Here is a 22,830-nt window from a genome sequence, read left to right as displayed (position 1 = left end):
CCCATGGGGCGCCGTTTTCTGGGATTTTGTCAGGCCTTGCGAGCCCGTGTGGTCTTCTTCGCGGGGGTCGCCTTCTTCGTGACCGTGGCCGCCTTATTGGTAGCCGTGTTGTTGCTGACGGTCTTGGTGGCCGTCTTCCTCGTCGTCGCCTTGGCCGCCAGCGTCTTCTTGGCAGCGGCCTTGCGAGCGGCCGGCACGGGGGCGGCGTCGCTGATCCGGTCGGCGCCGAGGATCTCGCGCAGGAACTTGCCGGTGTGGCTGGCGGGAACACTGGCGACTTCCTCGGGTGTGCCCTCGGCGATCACGAGACCACCGCCGTTGCCGCCCTCGGGGCCCATGTCGACGACCCAGTCCGCGGTCTTGATGACATCGAGGTTGTGCTCGATGACGATGACCGTGTTGCCCTTGTCGACCAGGCCGGACAGCACCGTGATGAGCTTGCTGATGTCCTCGAAGTGCAGACCGGTGGTCGGCTCGTCGAGCACGTACACCGTGCGGCCCGTGGAACGCTTCTGCAGCTCGCTCGCGAGCTTGACGCGCTGCGCCTCACCGCCGGACAGCGTCGGCGCGGACTGGCCGAGCCGGACGTAGCCGAGGCCGACGTCGTTGAGCGTCCTCAGGTGGCGGGCGATCGCCGGGACGGCCTCGAAGAAGCCGAGGGCCTCCTCGATCGGCATGTCGAGGACCTCGGAGATGGACTTGCCCTTGTAGTGGACCTCCAGGGTCTCCCGGTTGTAGCGCGCCCCGTGGCAGACCTCACAGGGTACGTACACGTCCGGCAGGAAGTTCATCTCGATCTTGATGGTGCCGTCACCGGAGCAGTTCTCGCAGCGGCCGCCCTTGACGTTGAAGGAGAAGCGGCCGGGAAGGTAGCCCCGCACCTTCGCCTCGGTCGTCTCGGCGAACAGCTTGCGGACGTGGTCGAAGACTCCGGTGTACGTCGCCGGGTTGGACCGGGGCGTGCGGCCGATGGGCGACTGGTCGACGTGCACGACCTTGTCGACGAGGTCGTCGCCCTCCACGCGCGTGTGCCGCCCCGGAACGTTCCTCGCGCCGTTCAGCTCGCGGGCCAGGTGCGTGTACAGGATGTCGTTGACCAGCGTCGACTTGCCGGAGCCCGACACACCCGTGACGGCCGTCAGGACGCCCAGGGGGAAGGACACGTCGATGTCCTGGAGGTTGTTCTCCCGGGCGCCGTGCACCGTGAGCCTGCGGCTCGGGTCGGTGGGGCGGCGGATGTCCGGCGTGGCGATCTCCCGCTTGCGCGACAGGTACTGGCCGGTCACGGACTCGGGGTTGGCGAGCAGCTCCTTCAAGGGGCCGCTGTGCACGACCTTGCCGCCGTGCTCACCCGCGCCGGGGCCGATGTCGACGACCCAGTCGGCGACCTTGATGGTGTCCTCGTCGTGCTCGACGACGATGAGCGTGTTGCCCATGTCGCGCAGCCGGACCAGGGTTTCGATCAGTCGGTGGTTGTCGCGCTGGTGCAGACCGATGGAGGGCTCGTCGAGGACGTACAGCACGCCTACGAGTCCGGAACCGATCTGGGTGGCCAGCCGGATGCGCTGGGCCTCACCGCCGGAGAGGGTGCCGGCCGCGCGGTTCAGCGAGAGGTAGTCGAGGCCGACGTCGACCAGGAAGCGCAGTCGTTCGTTGACCTCCTTCAGGACGCGCTCGGCGATCTTCTTGTCGCGCTCGTTGAGCTTCAGCTCGCCCAGGAAGTCCGCGCAGTCGCTGATGGACATGGCGGAGACCTCGGCGATCGACTTCTCCATGACGGTGACCGCGAGGACGAGCGGCTTCAGGCGCGTGCCCTCACAGGTGGGGCAGGGCACCTCGCGCATATAGCCCTCGAAGCGCTCACGGCTCGCGTCACTCTCGGCCTCGCTGTGGCGCCGCTTGACGAAGGGAACGGCCCCTTCGAAGGGCGTGGTGTACAGGCGCTCGCGTCCGTAGCGGTTGCGGTAGCGGACCTCGATCTGCGTCTTGTGGCCGTAGAGCAGCGCCTTTCTGGCGCGCTGCGGAAGACCGGCGAAGGGGATGTCGGTCCGGAATCCCAACGCATCCGCGAGAGCTCCGACGAGCCGCCCGAAGTAGTCCTTGGTGTGCCCGTGCGACCAGGGGTGGATGGCGCCCTCGTCGAGGGACTTCTCCTCGTCCGGGACGATCAGCTCGGGGTCGACCTCCATGCGCGTACCGATACCGGTGCATTCGGGGCAGGCGCCGAAGGGCGAGTTGAAGGAGAACGAGCGGGGCTCCAGCTCCTCGAAGGACAGATCGTCGTATGGGCAGTACAGGTGCTCCGAGTACATGCGCTCGCGCTCGGGGTCGTCGGCGGGAAGGTCGACGAAGTCGAGCACGACCATGCCGCCGGACAGGCCGAGGGCCGTCTCCACGGAGTCGGTCAGGCGACGCTTGGCGCCCTCCTTGACCGTGAGGCGGTCGACGACCACCTCAATGGTGTGCTTCTCCTGCTTCTTCAGCTTGGGCGGCTCGGTGAGCTGGATCGTCTCGCCGTCGACCCGGGCCCGGCTGTACCCCTTGGTCTGGAGGTCGGCGAAGAGGTCGACGAACTCTCCCTTGCGCTCGCGCACCAGCGGCGAAAGGACCTGGAAGCGGCTCCCCTCCGACAGCTCCAGGACCTTGTCGACAATGGCCTGCGGTGACTGGCGCGTGATGGGACGACCGCACTCGGGACAGTGCGGCTTGCCGATGCGCGCGAAGAGCAGGCGCAGGTAGTCGTAGACCTCGGTGATGGTGCCGACCGTCGAGCGCGGGTTGCGCGAGGTCGACTTCTGGTCGATGGAGACCGCCGGGGAGAGGCCCTCGATGAAGTCGACGTCCGGCTTGTCCATCTGGCCGAGGAACTGCCGGGCGTACGACGAGAGCGACTCGACATAGCGGCGCTGGCCCTCGGCGAAGATCGTGTCGAAGGCGAGGGAGGACTTGCCCGACCCCGACAAGCCCGTGAAGACGATGAGCGAGTCGCGCGGGAGGTCGAGCGAGACATTCTTCAGATTGTGCTCGCGCGCTCCACGGACGATGAGACGGTCGGCCACGCCGGTCCGCACCTTTCTTGAGAGAAGTGACAGGGGCGAGGCCCCCGTCTTTTCCAGACTAGGGGGAGCCACTGACAGCGCCGGTTGGTTTCCCTGGTTGACAACAATCCCGGGCTCTCCAGCATGCCCGACGCCGCGCTCGAGCCTATAGCACGCGCATTCGAATTGCGGGGGCCCTCGACCACCTTCACCCGAAGGTGTGGCCGAGTTAGGGTCGGCCCCATGATTGATCATGTGCGCGACCTGGCGTCTGTACGTGACGCGACCGAACGGCTGCTCAGCGCAGCCACCGAACTGGACAACGCTTCTGTGGCCGAACCGTCACGACTCCCCGGCTGGAGCCGCGGCCACGTACTCGCCCACCTCGCCCGCAACGCGGACGCTCTCGTGAACGTCCTCGAAGGCCGCCCCATGTACCCCTCCGGCGACGCCCGGGACGGCGACATCGAGCGAGACGCCCCGCGCCCCCTGGACGCACAGCTCGCGGACGTACGTGCGAGCGCGGACCGCTTCCAGGAGACGGGGGCCGCTCCAGCGGACTGGTCCCGCACGGTGGAGCTGCGCAACGGAGTCACCGACACGGCTGCCCGAGTGCCGTTCCGGCGGTGGGTCGAGGTCGAGCTGCACCACGTGGATCTGGGCATCGGGTACGAGCTCGAAGATCTTCCCGAGGAGTTCATGGAGCGCGAGATCGGGTTTCTCGCCGACCGCTTCAGCGGACATCCCGACGTGCCTCACACCCGCCTCACCGACTCCACGCACGCGTGGAGCACGGGACGCGCAGCGCAGGGTGGCGCCGAGGTCACCGTGACCGGTGCCGCGCCCGCGCTGCTCGGCTGGCTGGCGGGGCGTCGCGACGGGACCGGCCTGACTCTCGACGGCGGTCCGCTGCCCACCCTGCCCCCGCTATAGGCTGCCGCCATGACGTACAGCGGAGCGGTGAAGGTCGGCGGACCTGCCGATGTGCACGAGCTGCAGGACCTGATGATCTCCAAGGTCGCCGTCGGCCCCATGGACAACAACGCCTATCTGCTGCGCTGCCGGGCGACCGACGAGCAGCTCCTGATCGACGCGGCGAACGACGCCTCGACGCTGCTCACACTGATCGGTGACGACGGCATCACCTCCCTCGTGACCACCCATCAGCACGGCGACCACTGGCAGGCGCTCGCGGAGGTCGTCGAGGCCACGGGCGCGCGCACCTACGCGGGCCGGGCCGACGCAGGCGGCATCCCGGTGCCGACCGACGTCCTCGTGGACGACGGCGACACGATCCACGTGGGGCACGTGGAACTCACCGCGCGCCACCTGGTGGGGCACACGCCCGGCTCGATCGCCCTCGTCTACGACGACCCGCACGGGCATCCGCACGTGTTCACCGGAGACTGCCTCTTCCCGGGCGGCGTGGGCAACACCCGCAAGGACCCGAAGGCGTTCGCCAGCCTCATCCGCGACGTGGAGACCAAGATCTTCGACGTTCTGCCGGACGAGACCTGGGTCTACCCCGGCCACGGCAACGACACGACGCTGGGCGCTGAGCGCCCGCATCTGCCGGAGTGGCACGCGCGGGGGTGGTGAACGCGACCTCGGGGGCTCGATGGCGTTAGCGTGAGCCCCGCGCGAATCGTGAGGCATGCGCCCCGGGCGAACGCGGCGGCGTGCGCCCCGCGCGCACCGTCTGGCCCGCGCGCACCGTCTGTCCCGCGAGGGCACCGTCTGGGCCGCGTGCCGTCTGGGCCGCGCGCACCGCGTGAACCACGCGTTGCACGTCCCGCGCAAGCCCCCGCACACGCGCCGGTGCGCTTCGTCAACACGCGCCCCGTGTGAACCGAGCGCACGCGCCGGTGCCCCGCGCGCGCTCCCCGCGCGGGCATTGGTGCAGTCCACTGGTCACAGCCCCGCGCAGGATGACGGCTCCTGCACGGGAACGGGCCGTCGGCCTTTCGATCCCCGCCCTCGGCCGGCGGCCCCGGCAGAGCCCCACGCCGGACACTCGGCGGGACATCTCATCGAGTGAACGGCCCGGCTTCTCACCGAGCGTTCACGGGACTGCAACACAGGTTCCCACGATGCGGACATTTACCGCTGTGACCTCGACAAACAGCATGGTTCACTGTCACTCTCCCGCCATGGATCTCGCCCAACGCGCCCCGCGCCGTGCCGCGTCCGCCGTCACCGTCGCCCTGCTCGCCCTCGCCGTGGGCTGCGCTCCGCAGCCGGAGGACAAGGCCACAGGCAAGGCCTCCGGGAGCACGGCGGAAACCTGCGCCAAGGGCACGTTGAGCACGCAGACCTCCGGGAAGCTCACCATCGCGACCGACGAGCCCGCGTACGAGCCGTGGTTCAAGGACGACAAGCCCGCCAACGGCAAGGGCTTCGAGTCGGCGGTCGCGTACGCCGTGGCGAAGCAGCTCGGCTATGCCGAGGGTGATGTCGTGTGGCAGAGCGTCCCCTTCAACAAGGCCTTCGCGCCCGGCAAGAAGACGTTCGACTTCGACATCAACCAGGTGTCGATCAGCGCCGAGCGCAAGAAGGCCGTGGACTTCTCGTCCGGCTACTACGACGTGCGCCAGGCCGTCATCGCGCTGAAGGGCTCCAAGGCCGCGAAGGCGACGAGTGTCGCGGACCTCAAGGGCCTGAAGCTGGGCGCCCAGGTGGGTACCACCAGCCTGAACTACATTGACGACGTCGTGAAGCCGACCCAGGAGCCGGCCGCGTACGCGAAGAACGACCAGGCCAAGTCCGCGCTGAAGAACGGGCAGGTGGACGCCATCGTCACCGACCTGCCGACCGCCTTCTACATCACGGCGGCCGAGGTGACCAACGCGGAGATCGTCGGGCAGTTCGAGCAACAGGGCGGTAAGCCCGAGCAGTTCGGACTCGTCCTCGACAAGGGCAGCGCGCTGACCTCCTGCGTGACGAAGGCCGTGGACGCACTGCGCGAGGACGGCACGCTGGCGAAGATCGAGAAGCAGTGGCTGTCCGAAGCCGTCGACGCTCCGGTACTCAAGTGACGGCGACGAAGGAGGAGTCGGGAGAGGACTCCGCCGAGGGAGACATGCCCGGGGGCGAGGCGTACGTCCCGTCGCGGCGGCGTATCGAGCGGCAGCGCTATCGGCGTACCCGCGCTCGCCGCTCGACGGCCGTTGCCGCGCTCTCCACGCTTGTCACGGCCGTGGTCCTGTACTTCGTCGTCGTCGACGCGCCCGGCTGGCCGCGCACCAAGGAGACGTTCTTCGATGCCTCCTTCGCGCGTGAGGCCTTCCCGAAGGTCCTCGAAGGACTGTGGCTGAACCTCCGGCTCTTCGCGGTGTGCGGAGTTGTCGTGTTGGTGCTGGGCACACTGATAGCCGTGGCCCGCACCCTGCGGGGTCCGATGTACTGGCCGCTGCGGGCCCTGGCCACCGCCTACACGGACTTCTTCCGCGGCCTGCCGCTGATCATCTGCCTGTCGATCGTCGTGTTCGGCGTCCCGGCGCTCCAACTGCAGGGCGTGACCAACGACCCCGTCCTGCTCGGCGGCACGGGCCTCGTGCTGACGTATTCGGCGTACGTCGCCGAAGTCGTCCGCGCAGGCATCGAGTCCGTTCATCCCTCGCAACGGGCCGCCGCACGTTCGCTGGGTCTCACCAACCGTCAGACACTGCGCCATGTGGTGCTGCCGCAGGCCGTTCGCCGCCAAGTTCCGCCGCTCCTCAATGACATGGTATCCCTGCAGAAGGACACCAGCCTCGTGTCCATCGGCGGTGCGGTGGAGGCGATGCGCTCCGCCGACATCATCGTGGGCCGGAGTCTCAACTACACGGCGTACATCGTGGCCGCGCTGCTCTTCGTGGCCCTGACCATCCCCATGACCCGCTTCACCGACTGGGTCACCGCGCGCATGGACCGGCGCCGCAGCCAGGGAGGCATCGTATGAGCCGGACCCCCGAACTCGACGGGCCCATGCTGCGGATGGAATCCGTCCGCAAGACCTTCGGCGACTCGGTAGTGCTGCGGGACGTCGACCTGGAAGTCGCCCCGCACACCGTGACCACGCTGATCGGCGCCTCCGGCTCCGGAAAGTCCACGCTGCTGCGGTGCGCGAACCTGCTGGAGGAGATCGACGACGGCGCGATCTGGCTGGAGGGCGAGGAGATCACCGACCCGAGGGTCGACCAGGACGCGGTGCGCCGGCGGATCGGCGTGGTCTTCCAGGCGTACAACCTCTTTCCGCACATGACCGTCCTGGAGAACATCACCCTCGCCCCGCGCCGCGTGCATGGCGTGAACCGTGCGGAGGCGGAGGCACACGCGCGTGAGCTGCTCGAACGGCTCGGTCTCGGCGCCAAGGCGAGCGAGTACCCCGACCGGCTGAGCGGAGGCCAGCAGCAACGGGCGGCGATCGTCCGCGCCTTGGCCGTACGCCCCCGGCTGCTCCTCCTGGACGAGATCACCGCCGCCCTCGACCCGGAACTCGTGGGCGAAGTACTCAACGTCGTCCGCGACTTGAAGGACGACGGTATGACCATGGTTCTGGCCACCCACGAGATGGGCTTCGCCCGCGAGGTCGCGGACCAGGTCTGCTTCCTGGACGGCGGGGTGATCCTGGAGCGCGGCACGGCCGAGGAGATCTTCGGAGACCCGCAACAGGGGCGCACGCAGCGCTTCCTGAGGCGGATCGTGGAGGCGGGGCGTCTGTGACTCCCGCCGTCAGGCGTCCATGAGCCCCGCCGCCGAGCGGCTGCAAGCCCCGGGGTCGGGTGGCTGCGACTCCCGCCGCCAGGCGTCCGCGGCCCCCGCCGTCAGGCCTCTATGAGCCCCGCCGTCGAGCGGCTGCAAGCCCCGGGGTCGAGTGGCTGTGACTCCGCCGTCAGGCGTCTGCGGCTCCCGCCGTCACGTGTCCGTTGGCTGTGACTCCCGCCGTCAGGCGTCCGCGGCCCCCGCCGCCAGGCGTGCGCGGCTGCGGCTCCCGCCGTCACGTGTCCGTCCGCCCCGCCTCCGCAAGCGTCGCGACCCGCTCCACCGCGAAGGCGTACCCCTGCACTCCGCAGCCCGCGATGACACCGTCGGCGCGGAGCGAGACGTACGAGTGGTGCCGGAACTCCTCGCGCTGGTGGATGTTGGAGATGTGGACCTCCACCACCGGAAGGCCGTCACAGGTGTTGAGCGCATCCAGGATCGCTACGGACGTGTGCGAGTAGGCGGCCGGGTTGATCACGATCCCGGCGTGGTGGAGACGAGCCTCATGGATCCAATCCACCAGCTCGCCCTCGTGGTTGGACTGCCGGAAGTCCACCGTGCCGCCGTGCGCGGCCGCCGCCTTGGCACACAGGGCCTCCACGTCTGCCAGCGTGTCGGAGCCGTAGATCTCCGGCTGACGCTGCCCGAGGAGGTTCAGGTTGGGCCCGTTGAGGATCATGATCGGGGCGTTGGCGAGGGTGCGGGGCACGGTTCCTCCGGTCCTTCAGGTCTGCCGGCCCGTTGAGGACCGCTGCTCAGACCCGGTTTATCACGGTGCACCGGAGAGGTGACGGCCCGTACCCTCCCGTCATGGCGACGCCCTCGTATCCTCTCAAGCCCTCGCCCGGCGACCGGATAGCCGTCGTCTCGCCGTCCGGGGGACTGCCGGGCCTCTTCCCGCTCCCCTACGAGCTGGGGCTGGAGCGGCTACGCGAGGAGTACGACCTCGAACCGGTCGAGTACCCGGCGACCCGGAAGATGGGCTCGACCCCGCGGGAGCGTGCGGACGACCTCCACGCGGCGTTCGCGGATCCGACGATCAAGGCCGTCATCGCGTCCATCGGCGGCGACGACCAGATCACCATGCTGCCGCTGCTGGACCGGGAGTTGATCCGGGCGAACCCGAAGCCGTTCTTCGGGTACAGCGACAACACGAACCTCCTCGCCTACCTGTGGAACGCCGGAATCGTCGGCTACCACGGCGCCACCGTGATGTGCGAGGTCGGCCGCCCCGGCGCCATGGACCCGCTGACCGCCGAGTCGTTGCGGGCCGCGCTGTTCACGTCCGGGCCCTACGAACTGCGCCCGGCCGAGCGGTTCCGTGATGTCGATCAGCCGTGGGACGCGCCGGAGACCTTCGCCTCGCAGCCGCCGACCGAGCCGGGCGGCGGCTGGAGTTGGCACCGTCCCGACCGCGTGGTCGAGGGCCGCTCGTGGGGCGGCAACATCGAGATCCTGTCCTGGCTGCTGATGGCCGACCGCGAGATCGCTGGCGATCCTTCCGTGTACGACGGTCATGTGCTGTTCCTGGAGACCTCGGAGGACATGCCGAAGGCGAACGACGTCTTCTGGATTCTGCGCAGCATGGGCGAGCGCGGCCTGCTGCGACGCTTCGGGGCGCTGTTGATGGGCCGTCCGAAGGCGTGGTCGTTCGATGAGCCCCATGACGCCGCCTCCAAGGCCCGCCCGCTACGCGCGGGAGCAGCGCGAGGCAGTACTCAAGGCCGTGGACATATATGCCCAGCACATGGTGGTCGTGTTCGATGTGGACTTCGGTCACACCGATCCGCAAATCGTCCTCCCCTATGGAGGCACAATTCGCGTGGACGGCCCGGCCCGGCGCATCTCCGTCACGTACTGACGCGCACCGCACTCCCGCGCGCCCCCGTAACCGCCGGTCACCGTGGGTAGTTGACGCGGCATGCACGATGTACACACCGTAAGGGCGCCCTCCATGCTCCGGCTCGCGGCCGCCTCGCTCGCCGGGACAGCCATCGAGTTCTACGACTTCTTCGTCTACGGGACCGCGGCCGCGTTGGTCCTCGGGCCGCTGTTCTTCCCGACGTTCTCGCCGCTGGCGGGGACGCTGGCGGCCTTCGGAACGTTCGGCATCGGGTTCGTCGCCCGTCCGCTCGGCTCGGTGCTCTTCGGGCACATCGGGGACCGGCGCGGTCGGCGGCCGGTCCTGATCGCCTCGCTGCTGCTGACCGGCGCGGCGACTGTCGCCGTCGGCTTCGTGCCGACGTACGACCGCGTCGGTGTGGCCGCTCCCGTGCTCCTTCTTGTGCTGCGTTTTCTGCAGGGGCTCGGACTTGGAGGTGAGTGGGGCGGGGCGGTGCTGCTGACCGCGGAGCACGCGCCCGCCGAGCGGCGTGGACTGTGGTCGAGCTTCCCGCAGATGGGGCCTTCGGTGGGGTTCCTGCTGGCCAACGGGGTGATGCTGGTGCTGTCGGCCACATTGTCCGACGCGCAGTTCGCGGCATGGGGATGGCGAGTGCCGTTCTGGGCGGCGGGAGTGCTCGCGGCGGCGGGACTGTGGCTGCGTGGTTCGCTCGCGGAGAGTCCGCGGTTTCTCGAGATGGGGGACCACGCGCGCGTGCCGCTCGCGGAGGTGGCGCGCGACCACTGGCGGCTCGTGCTGCTGACGGCCGGCGGGCTGGCGGTCGGGTACGCGGTGTTCTACGCGGTGACGACCTGGGCCCTCGCCTATGGCGTCGAACGGCTCGGTGTGAGCCGCACCGTCATGCTGGCGTGCATCATGGCCGCCGTGGTGGTGAAGGGCTCCCTGACGCCCCTCATGGCCCTCCTCGGCGATCGTTACGGACGACGGCCGCTGTGTCTGGCGGGGTGCACGGGCGCCGCGTTGTGGATGTTCCCGATGGTCGCGCTGCTGTCGACCGGCGAACCGCTGCTGATGTTCCTCGGTTTCCTCGTGGCACTGATCGCGTTCATCACGATGTTCGCCGTGATCGCCGCCTATCTGCCGGAGTTGTACGAGCCCCGGGTGCGGTGCACGGGTGCGGCGGTGGGCTACAACCTCGGCGGGGTTCTCGGGGGCGCGCTCACGCCGATCGTGGCGACGGCTGTGGCGAGCGGGGAGCGCGTCCCGTGGGGTGTGGCCGCGTATCTGACGGGGATCGCGCTGCTCAGCCTGGGCTGTTTCGCACTGCTCCCCGAGACCCGGCCGGTACCGCGCCTTACAGCCGTACAGGCGACCGAATGACGAAGCGTCCCCCACACCGCCCTAGGGATTGATCGCCAGCTCCAGATAGGCGGCGAACAGCACCAGATGGACGCCCCCTTGGAGTGGTGTCGCACGTCCCGGAACCACCGTCAGTGAGCTCACCACGACGGTCAGCGCGAGCAGCACCATGTGGGTGGAGCCGAGGCCGAGGACGAGTGGTCCGGAGAGCCAGACGGAGGCCAGGGCGACGGCGGGGATGGTCAGTCCGATGCTGGCCATCGCGGAGCCGAGGGCGAGGTTCAGGCTGGTCTGCACCCGGTCGCGGCGCGCCGAGCGCAGCGCGGCGATGGTCTCCGGGAGCAGGACGAGCAGCGCGATGATCACACCGACCACGGAGTGCGGCATACCAGCGGCCTCGACCCCGGATTCGATGGTGGGCGACACGCCCTTGGCGAGGCCGACCACGCCGACGAGGGCCAGACCGAGCAGTCCCAGGCTGACTCCGGCCGTACGGGCGGACGGGACGTCGGCGTGGTCGTCCGCGTGGATGACGTCGCCCTGCCGGGTGATCGGCAGGAAGTAGTCGCGGTGCCGCACGGTCTGGGTCGTCACGAACAGGCCGTAGAGGACCAGTGAGGCGAGCGCGGCGAAGGTGAGTTGGGCGCTGGAGAACTCCGGTCCCGGCTTGCTGGTGGTGAACGTCGGGAAGACCAGGCTGAGCGTGGCCAGAGTCGCGACGGTCGCCAACGCGGCGCCGGTGCCTTCCGCGTTGAAGACGGCGAGCCCGTGGCGCAGTGAGGCGACGAGCAGGCACAGTCCGACGATGCCATTGCAGGTGATCATCACGGCCGCGAACACCGTGTCGCGGGCCAGCGTCGAGCTCTTGGCGCCGCCGTCCACCATCAGGGTGACGATCAGGGCGACTTCGATGATCGTGACGGCGACGGCGAGGACGAGGGAACCGAACGGTTCGCCGACCCGGTGCGCGACCACCTCGGCGTGATGGACGGCGGCGAGCACGGCCCCGGCGAGGACCAGCGTCACCAGGGCCACGGCCGCTCCGGGCAGGTCGCGTCCCCATGTGAAGGCCAGCAGCACCACGGCGATCACGGGCACGACGGCCGTCCACCGCGTCACAAGAGGCCGGAGCCGAACGATCATGCTGCGATCGTCGCAGGGGGCCGCGGGCCCGCACTCCGGTGGCGCGAGCTTGCCGGCACTCCCGCGGAGCGAGCTTGCTCCGGCACTCCGGTGGCGCGGGACTCCCTTCAGCATGGCGACAGCGGTATGGGGGCCGAGCCGTTACTTCAGCTCGGTCATCTCCCGTACGTCGCAGTCGGTGAAGGACGGCGGCCTGGTACACAGCGCGGCCATCTGCTCCGCCATCTTGGTCGTCTCGAGGTCGTTGCTGTTGCGCATGGCCTCCTCGTACGAGTCGAATTCGATGACCACGAGATAGCGGTTGGGCGTGTTCCGGTCCTGCAGGACGAGGCGGTGCGTCGGGCCGGCGCTGCGGTCGGCCATCCGCTTGTCGGCCTCCTCGGCCAGTTTCTGCATCTCTGTGATGCGCTCGGTCTCGAACTCGACGATCTGCACGAACTTCATGGGTACCTCCACCCGGCCTGGGCGCCCCCGGGCCGGGAGACGCGCAAAGTCCAAGCAAGCACCGGGAGCAGTGCCCGGCAATGCGCCGCGCACCGCTCCCGGGGGTGGTTGTTCCTACGTCCGACGTGGTCAGACGTCGATGCTGTCCTTCGGAGCGCTCGTGGTCTGCTCGCGCGCCGCCTGCTTCTTGGAAGCCAGCAGGCTGGTGATCGTGGTGACCACGAGGACCGCGCAGATCACGCCGAGCGAGACCGGGATGGAGATCTCGGGGACGTGAACGCCGGACTCGTGCAGCGCGTGCAGTACGAGCTTGACGCCGATGAAGCCGAGAATGACCGACAGACCGTAGCTCAGGTGGACCAGCTTCTTGAGCAGGCCGCCGATGAGGAAGTACAGCTGCCGCAGACCCATCAGCGCGAACGCGTTGGCCGTGAAGACGATGTACGGGTCCTGGGTCAGACCGAAGATCGCGGGGATCGAGTCGAGTGCGAAGAGCACGTCGGTGGTGCCGATCGCCAGCATCACGACCAGCATCGGCGTCATGACGCGCTTGCCGTTCTGCTGGATCCACAGCTTGGTGCCGTGGTAGCGGTCGGCCACGCCGAAGCGTCGCTCGGCGGCCTTGAGCAGCTTGTTCTCCTCGAACTCCTCGTCCTCCTCGTCCGCCCGGGCCTCCTGGATCAGCTTCCAGGCGGTGTAGATGAGGAACGCGCCGAAGATGTAGAAGACCCACGCGAAGCTCGCGAGGATCGCGGCGCCGGCGGCGATGAATATCGCGCGCAGGACGAGGGCTATGAGTACGCCGACGAGCAGCACCCGCTGCTGGTACCGCGAGGGCACTGCGAATTTCGCCATGATCAGGACGAAGACGAAGAGGTTGTCGACGCTCAGCGACTTTTCGGTGATGAAGCCGGCGAAGAACTCTCCCGCGGGCTCTCCGCCCGAGAAGACGAGCAGTCCGAGTCCGAACAGTCCGGCCAGGACGATCCAGACGATGGTCCAGATTCCGGCTTCCTTGATCGATACGTCGTGCGGCTTGCGGCCGATGAAGAAGTCGACCGCGATCAGGGCGGCTAGACCCACGATGGTCAGGACCCACAGGGTCAGGGAAACATCCACTGCGCCTCCGGCAGTACGTAACGGCAGATTTCAGCGTCGTCGCTACCGGAGGTCTCTTCCACCCGAGGCGGCCGTGGCGCGTGATGCGCCCGGTGCCTACGGGCCGACGCCCCGGGATCTGGCCTGATCCGTATTGACGGGTACGCCGCAGCAGGTAGGGAGTACTCCCCTCCGTACGGAAAGAGTACCCAATCACCAAGGAAAGGTAAAGAGATTAGTAAAAGAAGGGCCAAGTTACCTGGTCAGGCCCCTTTACTGATGCTTGACACTGCCCCTGCGAGGTGTCCCCGAGCGAGCCGTCCCCAGTTCGGTACGAGCCGTCAGCGGTTCCGGGAACGGCGGGACGCCGCCACCTGTGCGAGCACCTGCTGGAGCACCTGGCTGCCCAGAGGGACGAGCGCTGGCTCGCAGGTCCAGGCGTGCCCGACCCATGGGTCGGCGAGATGGTCGTCGGGCACCGGGGTGAGTCGCAGCAGTGAGCGCCACAGGGGGTCGAGCAACGGCCCGTACGCGGCGGCGTCCTCCCGGTCGGCCACCATCATCAGATGGACGCCGACGGCCGGTCCCTCGTCCGCCAGATAGCGCAGTTGGGTCACGGCGCGGTCGTCGAAGCCGTGCGGGAAGTCATTGACGATCAGCAGTTGTTCGGCGGTGTCGAGGCCCGGTGGCAGCGAGTCGGCCGCTCCGCCGCGCACCGCCATCTGCACCAGGTCGACCCGCTGGGTGAGTCGCGCCAGGACGTCGGCCACGCCCGCGGCGCCGACGGCGGGCGGTCCGTCGAGCACTCCGGACCGCACAAGTGGCGCGAGGGACAATGCTCCCGAACCGGCCGGGTCGATGACATGCACCGTGAAGTCGCCCGCGGGATAGACGGCGAGGAGCCGTGCGGCATGCGCCACCGCAGTGTCCATGGCGAGACGACGCAGCTCGTCGGAGTCGGCGAGCGAGCCGTCGAGCGTGGCATGGCCGCTGTCGATCCACAGGCCTCGGTCCAGCGGCAGCCTGACCAGCATCGGGATGCTCAGGCCCGCGCTCTCGGGCAGATGCAGGTCACCGAGGCGCAGTGCCATGGGTATCTCCATCGGCACCCGGTAGCCGTGCCAGACCGGGTTGTCCCAGCGCGCGTACGCCGGGGGCAGCGCGGGCTCGACCACCTCGGACTCGGCGGTGAGCTGAGCGAGGTCGCGGTCGAGGGCCGCCCGGGCCTGGTCGACGAGTTGGGCGTGCTTGGCGCGGGCCGCCTCGCGCGCGGTGTCGCCCTGTCCACCGATCCGGCTGCGGGGGTCGGAGAGGACCTGGTCGAGTTCTTTCTCCATACGCGAGTCGGCGAAGTCGACGGCGCTGCGATACGCGGCGATGGTGCGGGCCAGGTCCTCGAACATGCCCCACACCTGGTTGTAGAGCCGCTCCTCCATGGACCAGCCGGTCGCGTCCCCTGCGACGGGCTGCGCGGGCTGCCCCGGGGGAGCCGGTGGTGCGGTCGGCGGGGGCGGGGGCGGGGCCCCGTTCGGCCTGCCGGGGTGGCTGTAGTTGATCGATCCGCCGACGGTGGGCGAGGGCGGCTGGGTGACGGCGGAGGGATCCGACTGTGCCGGGCCACCGGCATAACCCGTCTGCGGTGCCGTCGCTCCTTGCGGACCGGGGGCGTCGTACGGGGACTGCTGCGGCGGTACGGTCCCGGAGGCGCCCTGCGTCCCGGCGTACGGCTGATCCGGTCCCGGCGCCGAGGTGGCCGACTGGCGGGAGCGGTCCGCGTCCGGCGTACGCGGCGGGGGCGCCGCCACCGAGCGGGCCAGGCCCCGTGCCACCGCTTCGTTGATGCTGCCCGCGAGCTGCTGGGCCTCGGGCAGGCCTTGATCGGTGAGGAGTTCGGCGAGGCCGCCCGCGTAGCCCTGACCGACCGCCCGGACCTTCCAGGCGTCCTGCCTGCGGTAGAGCTCCAGGGCGACGACGGCCGACTCGGCGTCCAGGCCGGTGATGGTGTAGCTGGCGACCTCGGATCCGTCGAGGCCGGTGACCGCGACGAAGGGGGCGGCGACGGCTCCGAACCGGACCGGGCCTCCCCCCACGCCGGACGGCAGTGCGAGCAGCACATTGACCCGGTGCACGGCCTGAGGCAGTGCGTCCAGATCGAAGGCGAGGCGATGGTCGGCCGCCGCCTGCTGGGAGACCTCGAGCCCGGGCAGGGTGGGCGCCCCCGGGTGGGCCACCCACTCGACGCCGCGGACCGTGCCCGTCTCGTCGCTGAGCGTGGCGCCCGCCACGATCGGCTTGCCGGCCGAAACACGGACCTCAAGACGGACCTGGGAGAGCGGATGGTTCTGCCCCCGGACCAGCTCGGCCGTCATCGCCTTGTCCCCCTATGTCGCTTCGTGCGCTGCGCGCCTGGCCGCCTACAGGTGCGGCAGGATCGCGGGCATCAGGTCCTGGAAGGTGCGGCCGTTGGCCGGAGTGCCGAGGGCCGTCATCTGCCAGCCCGGGCCCGCGCGGTGCACCTTCGCCATGATCTGGGCCGTGTACTGGCCGCCACCCGCCAGGGTGTAACGGGCGAGCTCCTGGCCGTTGGTCTCGTCGACCAGACGACAGAACGCGTTCTGCACTTCCTGGAACGTCTGGCCCGTGAAGGAGTTCACGGTGAAGATGATCTGGTCGATGTGGACCGGGACGCGCTGCAGGTCGACCAGGATCGCCTCGTCATCGCCGCCCTGGCCCACGCCACCGACCAGGTTGTCACCCGTGTGCCGTACGGAGCCGTCGTCGCTGACGAGGTGCCGGAAGAACACCACGTCAACGGGCTGCTTGTCTGCGAACAGCACGGCGGAGGCGTCGAGGTCGATCTCCCGGGTGCGGGAGCCGAACAGGCCGCGCCGGGGGGCCGCCTGCCAGCCGAGTCCCATGCGCACCGCGGCCAGGGTGCCCCCGTCGTGCTTCTGCAGGCTGATGGCCTGACCCTTGGTCAGATTGACGCCGGGACCACTGGGCGTACTGCCCTTGGATACGTCCACCACGCGCTGTTCCCCTCTCGAACTGTCCCCTGTTGCCGCGGAGTCCGCGGATGACCAGAACCCTACGCAGCGGCACTGACAGTGCCGAACCCCGGGCCGTACTTTGTGTCGGTCTTGCAACACAGGGCGCGGACGCCGAGGTCCGGCGCCGCCGAAGGGGCGTCAGGCCAGCCCCGCCTCCTTCATCTGCCGCAGCTCCTTCTTCATCTCGGAGACCTCGTCGCGCAGCCGGGCCGCGATCTCGAACTGGAGATCGGCCGCGGCGGCGCGCATCCGCTCCGTCATCTCCTCGATCTGCTCGGTGAGTTCGGCCGCGGGGCGGTCGGTCGGCACCGTCTCCTTGCTCTTGCCCTTGCCCTTGGCGGTCTTGGCCGCCTTGCCACCGAGCGAGGGCACGGGGGCCTTGGCGCCCTTGCCGTCCTTGCCCTTGCGGTAGCCCGAGCCGAGCAGCTGCTCGGTGTCGACGTCCTCGCGGGCGATCTGCGCGACGATGTCGTTGATCTTCTTGCGGAGGGGCTGCGGGTCGATGCCCCTCTCCTTGTTGTAGGCGACCTGCTTCTCCCGGCGGCGGTTGGTCTCCTCGATGGCCTTCTCCATCGCCGGGGTGATCTTGTCGGCGTACATGTGGACCTGGCCGGAAACGTTGCGCGCCGCTCGGCCGATCGTCTGGATCAGTGACGTGCCCGAGCGCAGGAAGCCCTCCTTGTCGGCGTCGAGGATCGCCACCAGGGAGACCTCGGGCAGGTCGAGTCCCTCGCGCAGGAGGTTGATGCCGACCAGAACGTCGAACTCACCCGCGCGCAGCTCACGCAGCAGCTCGACACGCCGCAGGGTGTCGACGTCGCTGTGCAGATAGCGCACCTGGATGCCCAGCTCCAGGAAGTAGTCGGTGAGGTCTTCCGCCATCTTCTTGGTGAGCGTGGTGACCAGGACGCGCTCGTCCTTCTCGGTGCGTCCCCGGATCTCGTGCACCAGGTCGTCGATCTGGCCCTCGGTGGGCTTGACGACGACCTCGGGGTCGATCAGACCGGTGGGGCGGATGATCTGCTCGACAAAGCCGTCGGCGCGGGAGAGCTCGTACTTGCCCGGGGTGGCCGACAGATAGACGGTCTGGCCGATGCGCCCCTGGAACTCCTCCCACTTCAGCGGGCGGTTGTCCAGCGCGGAGGGCAGCCGGAAGCCGTGGTCGACGAGCGTGCGCTTGCGGGAGGCGTCGCCCTCGTACATGGCGCCGATCTGCGGCACCGTGTTGTGCGACTCGTCAATGACGAGCAGGAAGTCGTCAGGGAAGTAGTCGATCAGGGTGTTCGGCGGGGAGCCGGGTTCGCGGCCGTCGAAGTGCATCGAGTAGTTCTCGACCCCGGAGCAGGAGCCGATCTGGCGGAGCATCTCGAGGTCGTACGTCGTCCGCATGCGCAGGCGCTGGGCCTCCAGGAGCTTGCCCTGCTTCTCCAGCTCGGCGAGGCGCTCCCCCAGCTCCTTGTCGATGTCGTTCACCGCGCGCTCCATGCGCTCGGGGCCCGCCACGTAGTGGGACGCCGGGAAGACATACACCTGGTCGTCGTCGCTGATGACCTCGCCGGTGAGCGGGTGCAGCGTGGAGAGGGCCTCGATCTCGTCGCCGAACATCTCGATGCGGACGGCCAGCTCTTCGTAGACCGGGAAGATCTCGATGGTGTCGCCGCGGACCCGGAAGGTGCCGCGCGCGAAGGCCATGTCGTTGCGCGTGTACTGGATGTCGACGAAGCGGCGCAGCAGGTCGTCGCGGTCGATCTCGTCGCCGACCTTGAGGGAGACCATCCGGTCCACGTACTCCTGCGGCGTACCGAGGCCGTAGATGCAGGAGACCGAGGCGACCACGATGACGTCCCGGCGGGTCAGCAGCGAGTTGGTCGCGGAGTGGCGCAGGCGCTCGACCTCCTCGTTGATCGAGGAGTCCTTCTCGATGTAGGTGTCCGACTGCGGGACGTATGCCTCGGGCTGGTAGTAGTCGTAGTACGAGACGAAGTACTCGACCGCGTTGTTCGGCAGCAGCTCGCGGAACTCGTTGGCCAGCTGGGCGGCCAGGGTCTTGTTCGGCGCCATGACGAGCGTGGGACGCTGGAGCTTCTCGATCATCCACGCGGTGGTGGCTGACTTGCCGGTGCCGGTCGCGCCCAACAGGACGACATCCTTCTCACCTGCGCGGATGCGCTTCTCGAGGTCGGCGATGGCCGCAGGCTGGTCACCGCTCGGCTGATATGGGCTGACGACCTCGAAAGGCGCCACCGAACGTTCGATCTTTGATACGGGCCGCATGGCATCCACCGTACGACCCCGCACTGACAACGGGGCCCGATCACCGGCTCTGCGGGGTGCGGGAGCTCCGGTGCCCGCGGACCTGCCCGGTGCGGGAAGGGGTGCGGCGGCCGGGGCGCGGGGCGACCGAGTGCGCAGGGATGCCAGGCCTGTTCTCCGTGGGGGTCCAGTCGGGCCTGCCCATGACCATCAGCGGATCGAACAGCACGACGACGCCGGCCAGACAGAGGAAGACCAGCGGGCCGATCATCATGGGCGCGAGCAGGGCCGCGGGCGAGTCACCGGTGGGAGTGCTGGACGTGCCGTGCAGATGGACGCTCAGGGCGGCCATGCCCACGTAGTGCATGCCGCTGACCGCGAGCCCCATGACAAGACTGGCACCCACGCTCCAGAGGAATCCCCGGACCTGTCCCGCCGCCCACAGCGCGGCGGTCGCGGCGACGACGGCTATGACAACCGAGGCGGACACGGTGAGGGTGTTGTACTCGAGCTTCCCGCTGAGCCGCATTCCTGCCATGCCCAGGTAATGCATCGAGGCGACACCGAGGCCGGTGATGGTGCCTCCGGTGAAGAGCGCCGTTCCGGTGGCACCCCTGTAGCCGACGATGAATATCCCGATGCCGACCATCACGATGGCCACACCCAGGCTCGCGAACGTTGTCGGCCTGTCGTAGTGGATCGGGGTCCCCTCGACCGTGAATCCCATCATCGCGACGAAGTGCATGGTCCATATGCCCGAGCCGATCGCGGCGGACCCGAGCACGAGCCAGCCGGCGCGCCACGAGCGGGCGACGAGCATCGATCTGGTGGTGCAACGCAGGCCCAGCGCGCCGCCGAGGAAGGCCATGAAGTACGCCACCAGCGGTGTGACGAGTCCGTAAGTGAAGCCGTCGACCGAGCCCTGCATGCGCGGCTGCCCTTCCCGCCCTGTTGCTCATGAAATTCCCCGAAATGTCCCCACCCTCAAGACCGCGAGAGCGGACTGGGTTGAGGCAGAGAGTATGACCCCCACCGGAATGGTCGAACGATTTTCCGGCAAAGAATCACGACCTCACCCCACCTGTGCGGCGCCGGTGCGTGGACTTGGACAACTCCATTCAATCTGTGACCATCTCGCGCCCACCACCCTTGACTCTCTGCTGTCAGTCTTGTGCTGTCCGTGATCTCTCGACGCGAGGAGACCGCATGCACGCGCGCGTTGCCGCCGCCACGACCGCCGCGCTTCTAGGAGGCGCCGTTTTGATACTGCCCGGCCCACATGCCCGGGCGGGGTCCCGGAGCACCGGTCCGGTGATCGTCTCCCACCGCGGCGCCTCCGCCTACGCGCCCGAGAACACTCTTGCCGCCATCGACAAGGCGGCCGACTTGGGATTCGGTTGGGTCGAAAACGATGTCCAGCGCACCAGGGACGGTCACCTCGTGGTCCTCCACGACGCCACACTGGCGCGCACGACCGACGTCGAGGAGCTCTATCCCCACCGGGCTCCCTGGAAGGTCAAGGACTTCACCGCGGCGGAGATCGCCCGCCTGGACGCCGGGAGCTGGTTCAACCCCCGGTACGCGGGCGCGCGCGTACCGACGCTGGAGCAGTACATGAACCGCGTCTCGCACAACCACCAGAAACTCGTTCTGGAGATCAAGAACCCCCAGCTCTATCCGGGCATCGAACGGCAGACCCTCAAGCTCCTGAGCAACGAGGGCTGGCTCGACCCGGCACACCTCAGGAGCAGGCTGATCGTCCAGAGTTTCAGCGCGGACAGTGTGCGGACAGTCCATGACCTGCGCCCCGGTATCAAGACGGCCTTTCTGGGCACGCCGTCACTCGCGCAGCTGCCGCGGTACGCCCGGTTCGCCGACCAGATCAACTCGGATCACACTCCCCTCACGTCCGGCTACGTCTCATCGGTCCACGCGCTCGACGGGCCGCACGACACTCGGATGAAGGTCTTCGCCTGGACCGTGAACGACGCGGACACCGCCCGGCGTGTGGCGGGCTTCGGCGTGGACGGCATCATCACGAACGTGCCCGAGGTAGTACGGAGGGCGTTGGGCTAGCGCCGCCCGGCTCCCGAGCCCGTGGTCCGGACGTGCGCCGCGTCCGAGCCACGGGCGTTGTCAGTGGCGCGCCGTACGGTGGATCGCATGAACAGCCATGGGCAGTACGAGCAAAGGGTCGTGTGGACCGTCGTGGGCACGGACATCGGTCCGCTCCTGCTGGCGGCAACCCACGACGGCCTGGTGAACGTCGTGTTCCACGCCACGGACGCGGTGCGCGATCAGGCGCTGGTCCGGCTCGGGTCCCGTCTGGGCACCGAGCCCGTCGAGGCGCCCGAGTCCCCTCTGCTGGCCGAGGCCATAGGTCAGGTCGGAGCCTACCTCGCGGGCGAGCGGCGCGACTTCGAACTGCCGCTGGACTGGTCGCTGATCTCCGGGTTCAATCGCCAGGTGCTGCGCGAGCTGGCGTCGGGCGTCCCGTACGGGGCGGTCGTCGGCTACGGCGACCTGGCCGGTCGGGTCGGCCAGCCGGGCGCGGCGCAGGCCGTGGGGGTGGCCATGGGTTCGAATCCGCTGCCGGTCGTCGTGCCGTGCCACCGGGTGGTCGAGAGCGACGGCGGTATCGGCGGCTTCGGGGGCGGCCTGGAGACCAAGCGGAAGCTGCTCGCGCTGGAAGGGGTGCTTCCGGAGCCGCTGTTCTGACCCACCCCGCCGGTGATGCGCCCGAGCAAAGACGCGCCGGAGGCTGTCGGAGGGCGACGGCGTCAGAGTGCGATGGCCTCAGAGACTGATGTGGTACGCCTTGCGGAGCGTTTCGTGCACGGTCCACGTCGTCCGGTCGCCCTCGCGCAGGATCGCCGCGTCGCCGGGTCCCACCTCGATGAGGTCACCGCCCTCGACCTCGATCGTGGCGCGGCCGCTGACGACGACGAAGAGTTCGTTCGCCTCCGTGTCGGTCACCACGCCGGGCGTGATCTGCCAGATGCCGCGCAGTTGCTTGCCGTCGGCGGACTCCCACAGCACCTTGCCCGTCACGACCGGGTCGCCGGAGACGATCTGGCCCGGGTCCAGGGGCTCGGGTTCGAGTTCGGCGTCGGGGATGTGCACGGCGAAGGACGGGGTGGCCTGGGTGTTCGTGGTCATGAGCGGTCACCTTAAGGCAGCCGGAACAGACCTCACGCGGAGGGTGGCCGGAAGGCACGGTGCGGGTCGGCCTCGGAGGGCACGCTCCTCATGCGCGAGGACTCCGTGCGCGAGGACTCCGTGCGCAAGAACTACCTGCGCAAGAACTACCTGCGAGTGGGCTACCCACGAGTGGACTACCCCGCGCGAGGCCTACTCGTAGTGCCGTGCCTCGAAGACGTTCCCGTCCGGATCCCGGAAGTAGAAACTGCGCTTGGCCATTCCGCGGGCTCCGAAGGAGTCGTACGAGAAGCCCGACAGGGGTACGGACCGTTCCTCCAGACGTGCCCGCAGCGCGTCGAAGTCGTCCTCCTGAAGAGAGAGGCATACGTGGTTGACCGGGTGGCCGGCACTGTCTGCGCCCTGGGGAACCATGTTCATGTACGCCGCCATGGGGAGGGGCGCGAGGTCGAAAATGGTCTCTTCATTGAGGCGTACGGAGGGAAAGGACGTCTTTCCCTCGGCGAATTCGGTGACCCTCACAGGCTCCAGGCCGACCGCCTGCTCGTAGAAGTCGGCCGAGGCGACCGGATCGCGTACCCAGAGGACGACATGGTCGAGACGTGGCGAGTTGTCCGTCATGCCCCCAGGCTGGTGTCGTACGCCGCAGGTCGCAAGGGTTTGACCGGGCGCGCCGCCCGCCAGAGATGCAGAGACGGGG

General features: G+C 68.7%; 19 protein-coding genes and 1 pseudogene. 9 read left to right on the top strand and 11 right to left on the bottom strand.

Annotated elements, in window-relative coordinates; all coding sequences use genetic code 11:
• Positions 1-29: 29 nt before the first annotated feature.
• Positions 30-3,059, bottom strand: a complete 3,030-nt coding sequence (gene uvrA / locus AB0D27_RS26865) for an excinuclease ABC subunit UvrA (protein WP_362513695.1) — start codon at positions 3,057-3,059, stop codon at positions 30-32.
• Positions 3,060-3,281: 222 nt separating this feature from the next.
• Here uvrA and AB0D27_RS26860 point away from each other — a divergent pair, with 222 nt between their 5' ends.
• The 5 genes from AB0D27_RS26860 (at position 3,282) to AB0D27_RS26840 (ending at position 7,742) form a co-directional block, all read left to right on the top strand.
• Complete coding sequence (locus tag AB0D27_RS26860; protein WP_362513692.1) at positions 3,282-3,971, top strand: maleylpyruvate isomerase family mycothiol-dependent enzyme; 690 nt, start codon at positions 3,282-3,284, stop codon at positions 3,969-3,971.
• Positions 3,972-3,980: 9 nt separating this feature from the next.
• On the top strand, positions 3,981-4,637 hold the full coding sequence (locus tag AB0D27_RS26855) for an MBL fold metallo-hydrolase (protein ID WP_362513690.1): 657 nt from the start codon (positions 3,981-3,983) through the stop codon (positions 4,635-4,637).
• A 551-nt stretch (positions 4,638-5,188) separates the two neighbouring features.
• Entirely contained in the window at positions 5,189-6,073 is an 885-nt protein-coding gene (locus AB0D27_RS26850; RefSeq protein WP_362513687.1) for an ABC transporter substrate-binding protein, read from the top strand.
• Positions 6,070-6,978 (top strand): amino acid ABC transporter permease, encoded by a 909-nt coding sequence (locus tag AB0D27_RS26845; protein WP_362513684.1) that lies wholly within the window; start codon positions 6,070-6,072, stop codon positions 6,976-6,978. Before AB0D27_RS26850 ends, AB0D27_RS26845 begins: the two co-directional genes overlap by 4 nt.
• On the top strand, positions 6,975-7,742 hold the full coding sequence (locus AB0D27_RS26840; RefSeq protein ID WP_362513681.1) for an amino acid ABC transporter ATP-binding protein: 768 nt from the start codon (positions 6,975-6,977) through the stop codon (positions 7,740-7,742). Before AB0D27_RS26845 ends, AB0D27_RS26840 begins: the two co-directional genes overlap by 4 nt.
• Before the next feature lie 274 nt (positions 7,743-8,016).
• On the opposite strand, the gene aroQ is transcribed toward AB0D27_RS26840, so the two are convergent.
• Complete coding sequence (aroQ, locus tag AB0D27_RS26835) at positions 8,017-8,490, bottom strand: type II 3-dehydroquinate dehydratase (RefSeq protein WP_362513678.1); 474 nt, start codon at positions 8,488-8,490, stop codon at positions 8,017-8,019.
• Positions 8,491-8,591: 101 nt separating this feature from the next.
• On the opposite strand from aroQ, the pseudogene AB0D27_RS26830 reads away from it, so the two are divergent.
• Together AB0D27_RS26830 and AB0D27_RS26825 are read left to right on the top strand one after the other, a co-directional pair.
• Positions 8,592-9,642 (top strand): annotated as a pseudogene (locus AB0D27_RS26830) (S66 peptidase family protein).
• A gap of 93 nt (positions 9,643-9,735) precedes the next feature.
• On the top strand, positions 9,736-11,004 hold the full coding sequence (locus AB0D27_RS26825) for an MFS transporter (RefSeq protein WP_362513675.1): 1,269 nt from the start codon (positions 9,736-9,738) through the stop codon (positions 11,002-11,004).
• A 21-nt stretch (positions 11,005-11,025) separates the two neighbouring features.
• Here AB0D27_RS26825 and AB0D27_RS26820 read toward each other — a convergent pair whose 3' ends face one another.
• The 7 genes from AB0D27_RS26820 to AB0D27_RS26790 form a co-directional block, all read right to left on the bottom strand.
• Entirely contained in the window at positions 11,026-12,126 is a 1,101-nt protein-coding gene (locus AB0D27_RS26820; protein ID WP_362513672.1) for an ionic transporter y4hA, read from the bottom strand.
• A gap of 141 nt (positions 12,127-12,267) precedes the next feature.
• Positions 12,268-12,570 (bottom strand): hypothetical protein, encoded by a 303-nt coding sequence (locus AB0D27_RS26815; protein ID WP_362513669.1) that lies wholly within the window; start codon positions 12,568-12,570, stop codon positions 12,268-12,270.
• 129 nt (positions 12,571-12,699) lie between these two features.
• A complete protein-coding gene (locus tag AB0D27_RS26810) occupies positions 12,700-13,689 on the bottom strand; it encodes a TerC/Alx family metal homeostasis membrane protein (protein WP_362513667.1) in 990 nt (329 codons plus the stop codon).
• A gap of 320 nt (positions 13,690-14,009) precedes the next feature.
• Positions 14,010-16,037: a TerD family protein gene (locus AB0D27_RS26805; RefSeq protein WP_362513664.1), complete on the bottom strand. Its 2,028-nt coding sequence runs from the start codon at positions 16,035-16,037 to the stop codon at positions 14,010-14,012.
• A gap of 45 nt (positions 16,038-16,082) precedes the next feature.
• Positions 16,083-16,649 carry a TerD family protein gene (locus AB0D27_RS26800; protein ID WP_362513725.1) on the bottom strand — a complete coding sequence of 189 codons (567 nt, stop codon included), beginning with the start codon at positions 16,647-16,649 and terminating at the stop codon, positions 16,083-16,085.
• Positions 16,650-16,856: 207 nt separating this feature from the next.
• Positions 16,857-18,992, bottom strand: a complete 2,136-nt coding sequence (gene uvrB, locus AB0D27_RS26795; protein WP_362513661.1) for an excinuclease ABC subunit UvrB — start codon at positions 18,990-18,992, stop codon at positions 16,857-16,859.
• Between the two features lie 40 nt (positions 18,993-19,032).
• Positions 19,033-19,899: an MHYT domain-containing protein gene (locus AB0D27_RS26790; RefSeq protein WP_362513659.1), complete on the bottom strand. Its 867-nt coding sequence runs from the start codon at positions 19,897-19,899 to the stop codon at positions 19,033-19,035.
• A 278-nt stretch (positions 19,900-20,177) separates the two neighbouring features.
• Between AB0D27_RS26790 and AB0D27_RS26785 the strand changes: the two genes are divergently transcribed.
• Both AB0D27_RS26785 and AB0D27_RS26780 read left to right on the top strand, forming a co-directional pair.
• Complete coding sequence (locus tag AB0D27_RS26785; protein ID WP_362513656.1) at positions 20,178-21,047, top strand: glycerophosphodiester phosphodiesterase family protein; 870 nt, start codon at positions 20,178-20,180, stop codon at positions 21,045-21,047.
• An 87-nt stretch (positions 21,048-21,134) separates the two neighbouring features.
• Positions 21,135-21,689, top strand: coding sequence for a methylated-DNA--[protein]-cysteine S-methyltransferase (locus AB0D27_RS26780; RefSeq protein ID WP_362513653.1), 555 nt, complete (start codon positions 21,135-21,137; stop codon positions 21,687-21,689).
• Positions 21,690-21,767: 78 nt separating this feature from the next.
• Here the strand turns inward: AB0D27_RS26780 and AB0D27_RS26775 are convergent, their stop codons facing one another.
• Together AB0D27_RS26775 and AB0D27_RS26770 are read right to left on the bottom strand one after the other, a co-directional pair.
• The gene (locus AB0D27_RS26775; RefSeq protein ID WP_362513650.1) at positions 21,768-22,130 is read right to left on the bottom strand and encodes a cupin domain-containing protein; all 363 of its coding nucleotides are present in this window, start codon (positions 22,128-22,130) and stop codon (positions 21,768-21,770) included.
• A 192-nt stretch (positions 22,131-22,322) separates the two neighbouring features.
• Entirely contained in the window at positions 22,323-22,751 is a 429-nt protein-coding gene (locus AB0D27_RS26770; RefSeq protein ID WP_362513648.1) for a VOC family protein, read from the bottom strand.
• Positions 22,752-22,830 lie beyond the last annotated feature (79 nt).

Origin of the sequence: Streptomyces sp. NPDC048415 (genome assembly GCF_040651675.1) — a bacterium.
Lineage (GTDB): Bacteria > Actinomycetota > Actinomycetes > Streptomycetales > Streptomycetaceae > Streptomyces.
This window is presented reverse-complemented; position numbering and strand designations above follow the sequence as displayed.

What these genes read in the sequence shown, in the direction of transcription:
- AB0D27_RS26860 (WP_362513692.1), top strand. Translation starts at nt 3,282, where the DNA reads ATGATTGATCATGTGCGCGACCTGGCGTCTGTACGTGACGCGACCGAA.
- AB0D27_RS26855 (WP_362513690.1), top strand. Translation starts at nt 3,981, where the DNA reads ATGACGTACAGCGGAGCGGTGAAGGTCGGCGGACCTGCCGATGTGCAC.
- AB0D27_RS26850 (WP_362513687.1), top strand. Translation starts at nt 5,189, where the DNA reads ATGGATCTCGCCCAACGCGCCCCGCGCCGTGCCGCGTCCGCCGTCACC.
- AB0D27_RS26840 (WP_362513681.1), top strand. Translation starts at nt 6,975, where the DNA reads ATGAGCCGGACCCCCGAACTCGACGGGCCCATGCTGCGGATGGAATCC.
- AB0D27_RS26825 (WP_362513675.1), top strand. Translation starts at nt 9,736, where the DNA reads ATGCTCCGGCTCGCGGCCGCCTCGCTCGCCGGGACAGCCATCGAGTTC.
- AB0D27_RS26820 (WP_362513672.1), bottom strand. Translation starts at nt 12,126, where the DNA reads ATGATCGTTCGGCTCCGGCCTCTTGTGACGCGGTGGACGGCCGTCGTG.
- AB0D27_RS26815 (WP_362513669.1), bottom strand. Translation starts at nt 12,570, where the DNA reads ATGAAGTTCGTGCAGATCGTCGAGTTCGAGACCGAGCGCATCACAGAG.
- AB0D27_RS26805 (WP_362513664.1), bottom strand. Translation starts at nt 16,037, where the DNA reads ATGACGGCCGAGCTGGTCCGGGGGCAGAACCATCCGCTCTCCCAGGTC.
- uvrB (WP_362513661.1), bottom strand. Translation starts at nt 18,992, where the DNA reads ATGCGGCCCGTATCAAAGATCGAACGTTCGGTGGCGCCTTTCGAGGTC.
- AB0D27_RS26790 (WP_362513659.1), bottom strand. Translation starts at nt 19,899, where the DNA reads ATGCAGGGCTCGGTCGACGGCTTCACTTACGGACTCGTCACACCGCTG.
- AB0D27_RS26785 (WP_362513656.1), top strand. Translation starts at nt 20,178, where the DNA reads ATGCACGCGCGCGTTGCCGCCGCCACGACCGCCGCGCTTCTAGGAGGC.
- AB0D27_RS26780 (WP_362513653.1), top strand. Translation starts at nt 21,135, where the DNA reads ATGAACAGCCATGGGCAGTACGAGCAAAGGGTCGTGTGGACCGTCGTG.
- AB0D27_RS26775 (WP_362513650.1), bottom strand. Translation starts at nt 22,130, where the DNA reads ATGACCACGAACACCCAGGCCACCCCGTCCTTCGCCGTGCACATCCCC.
- AB0D27_RS26770 (WP_362513648.1), bottom strand. Translation starts at nt 22,751, where the DNA reads ATGACGGACAACTCGCCACGTCTCGACCATGTCGTCCTCTGGGTACGC.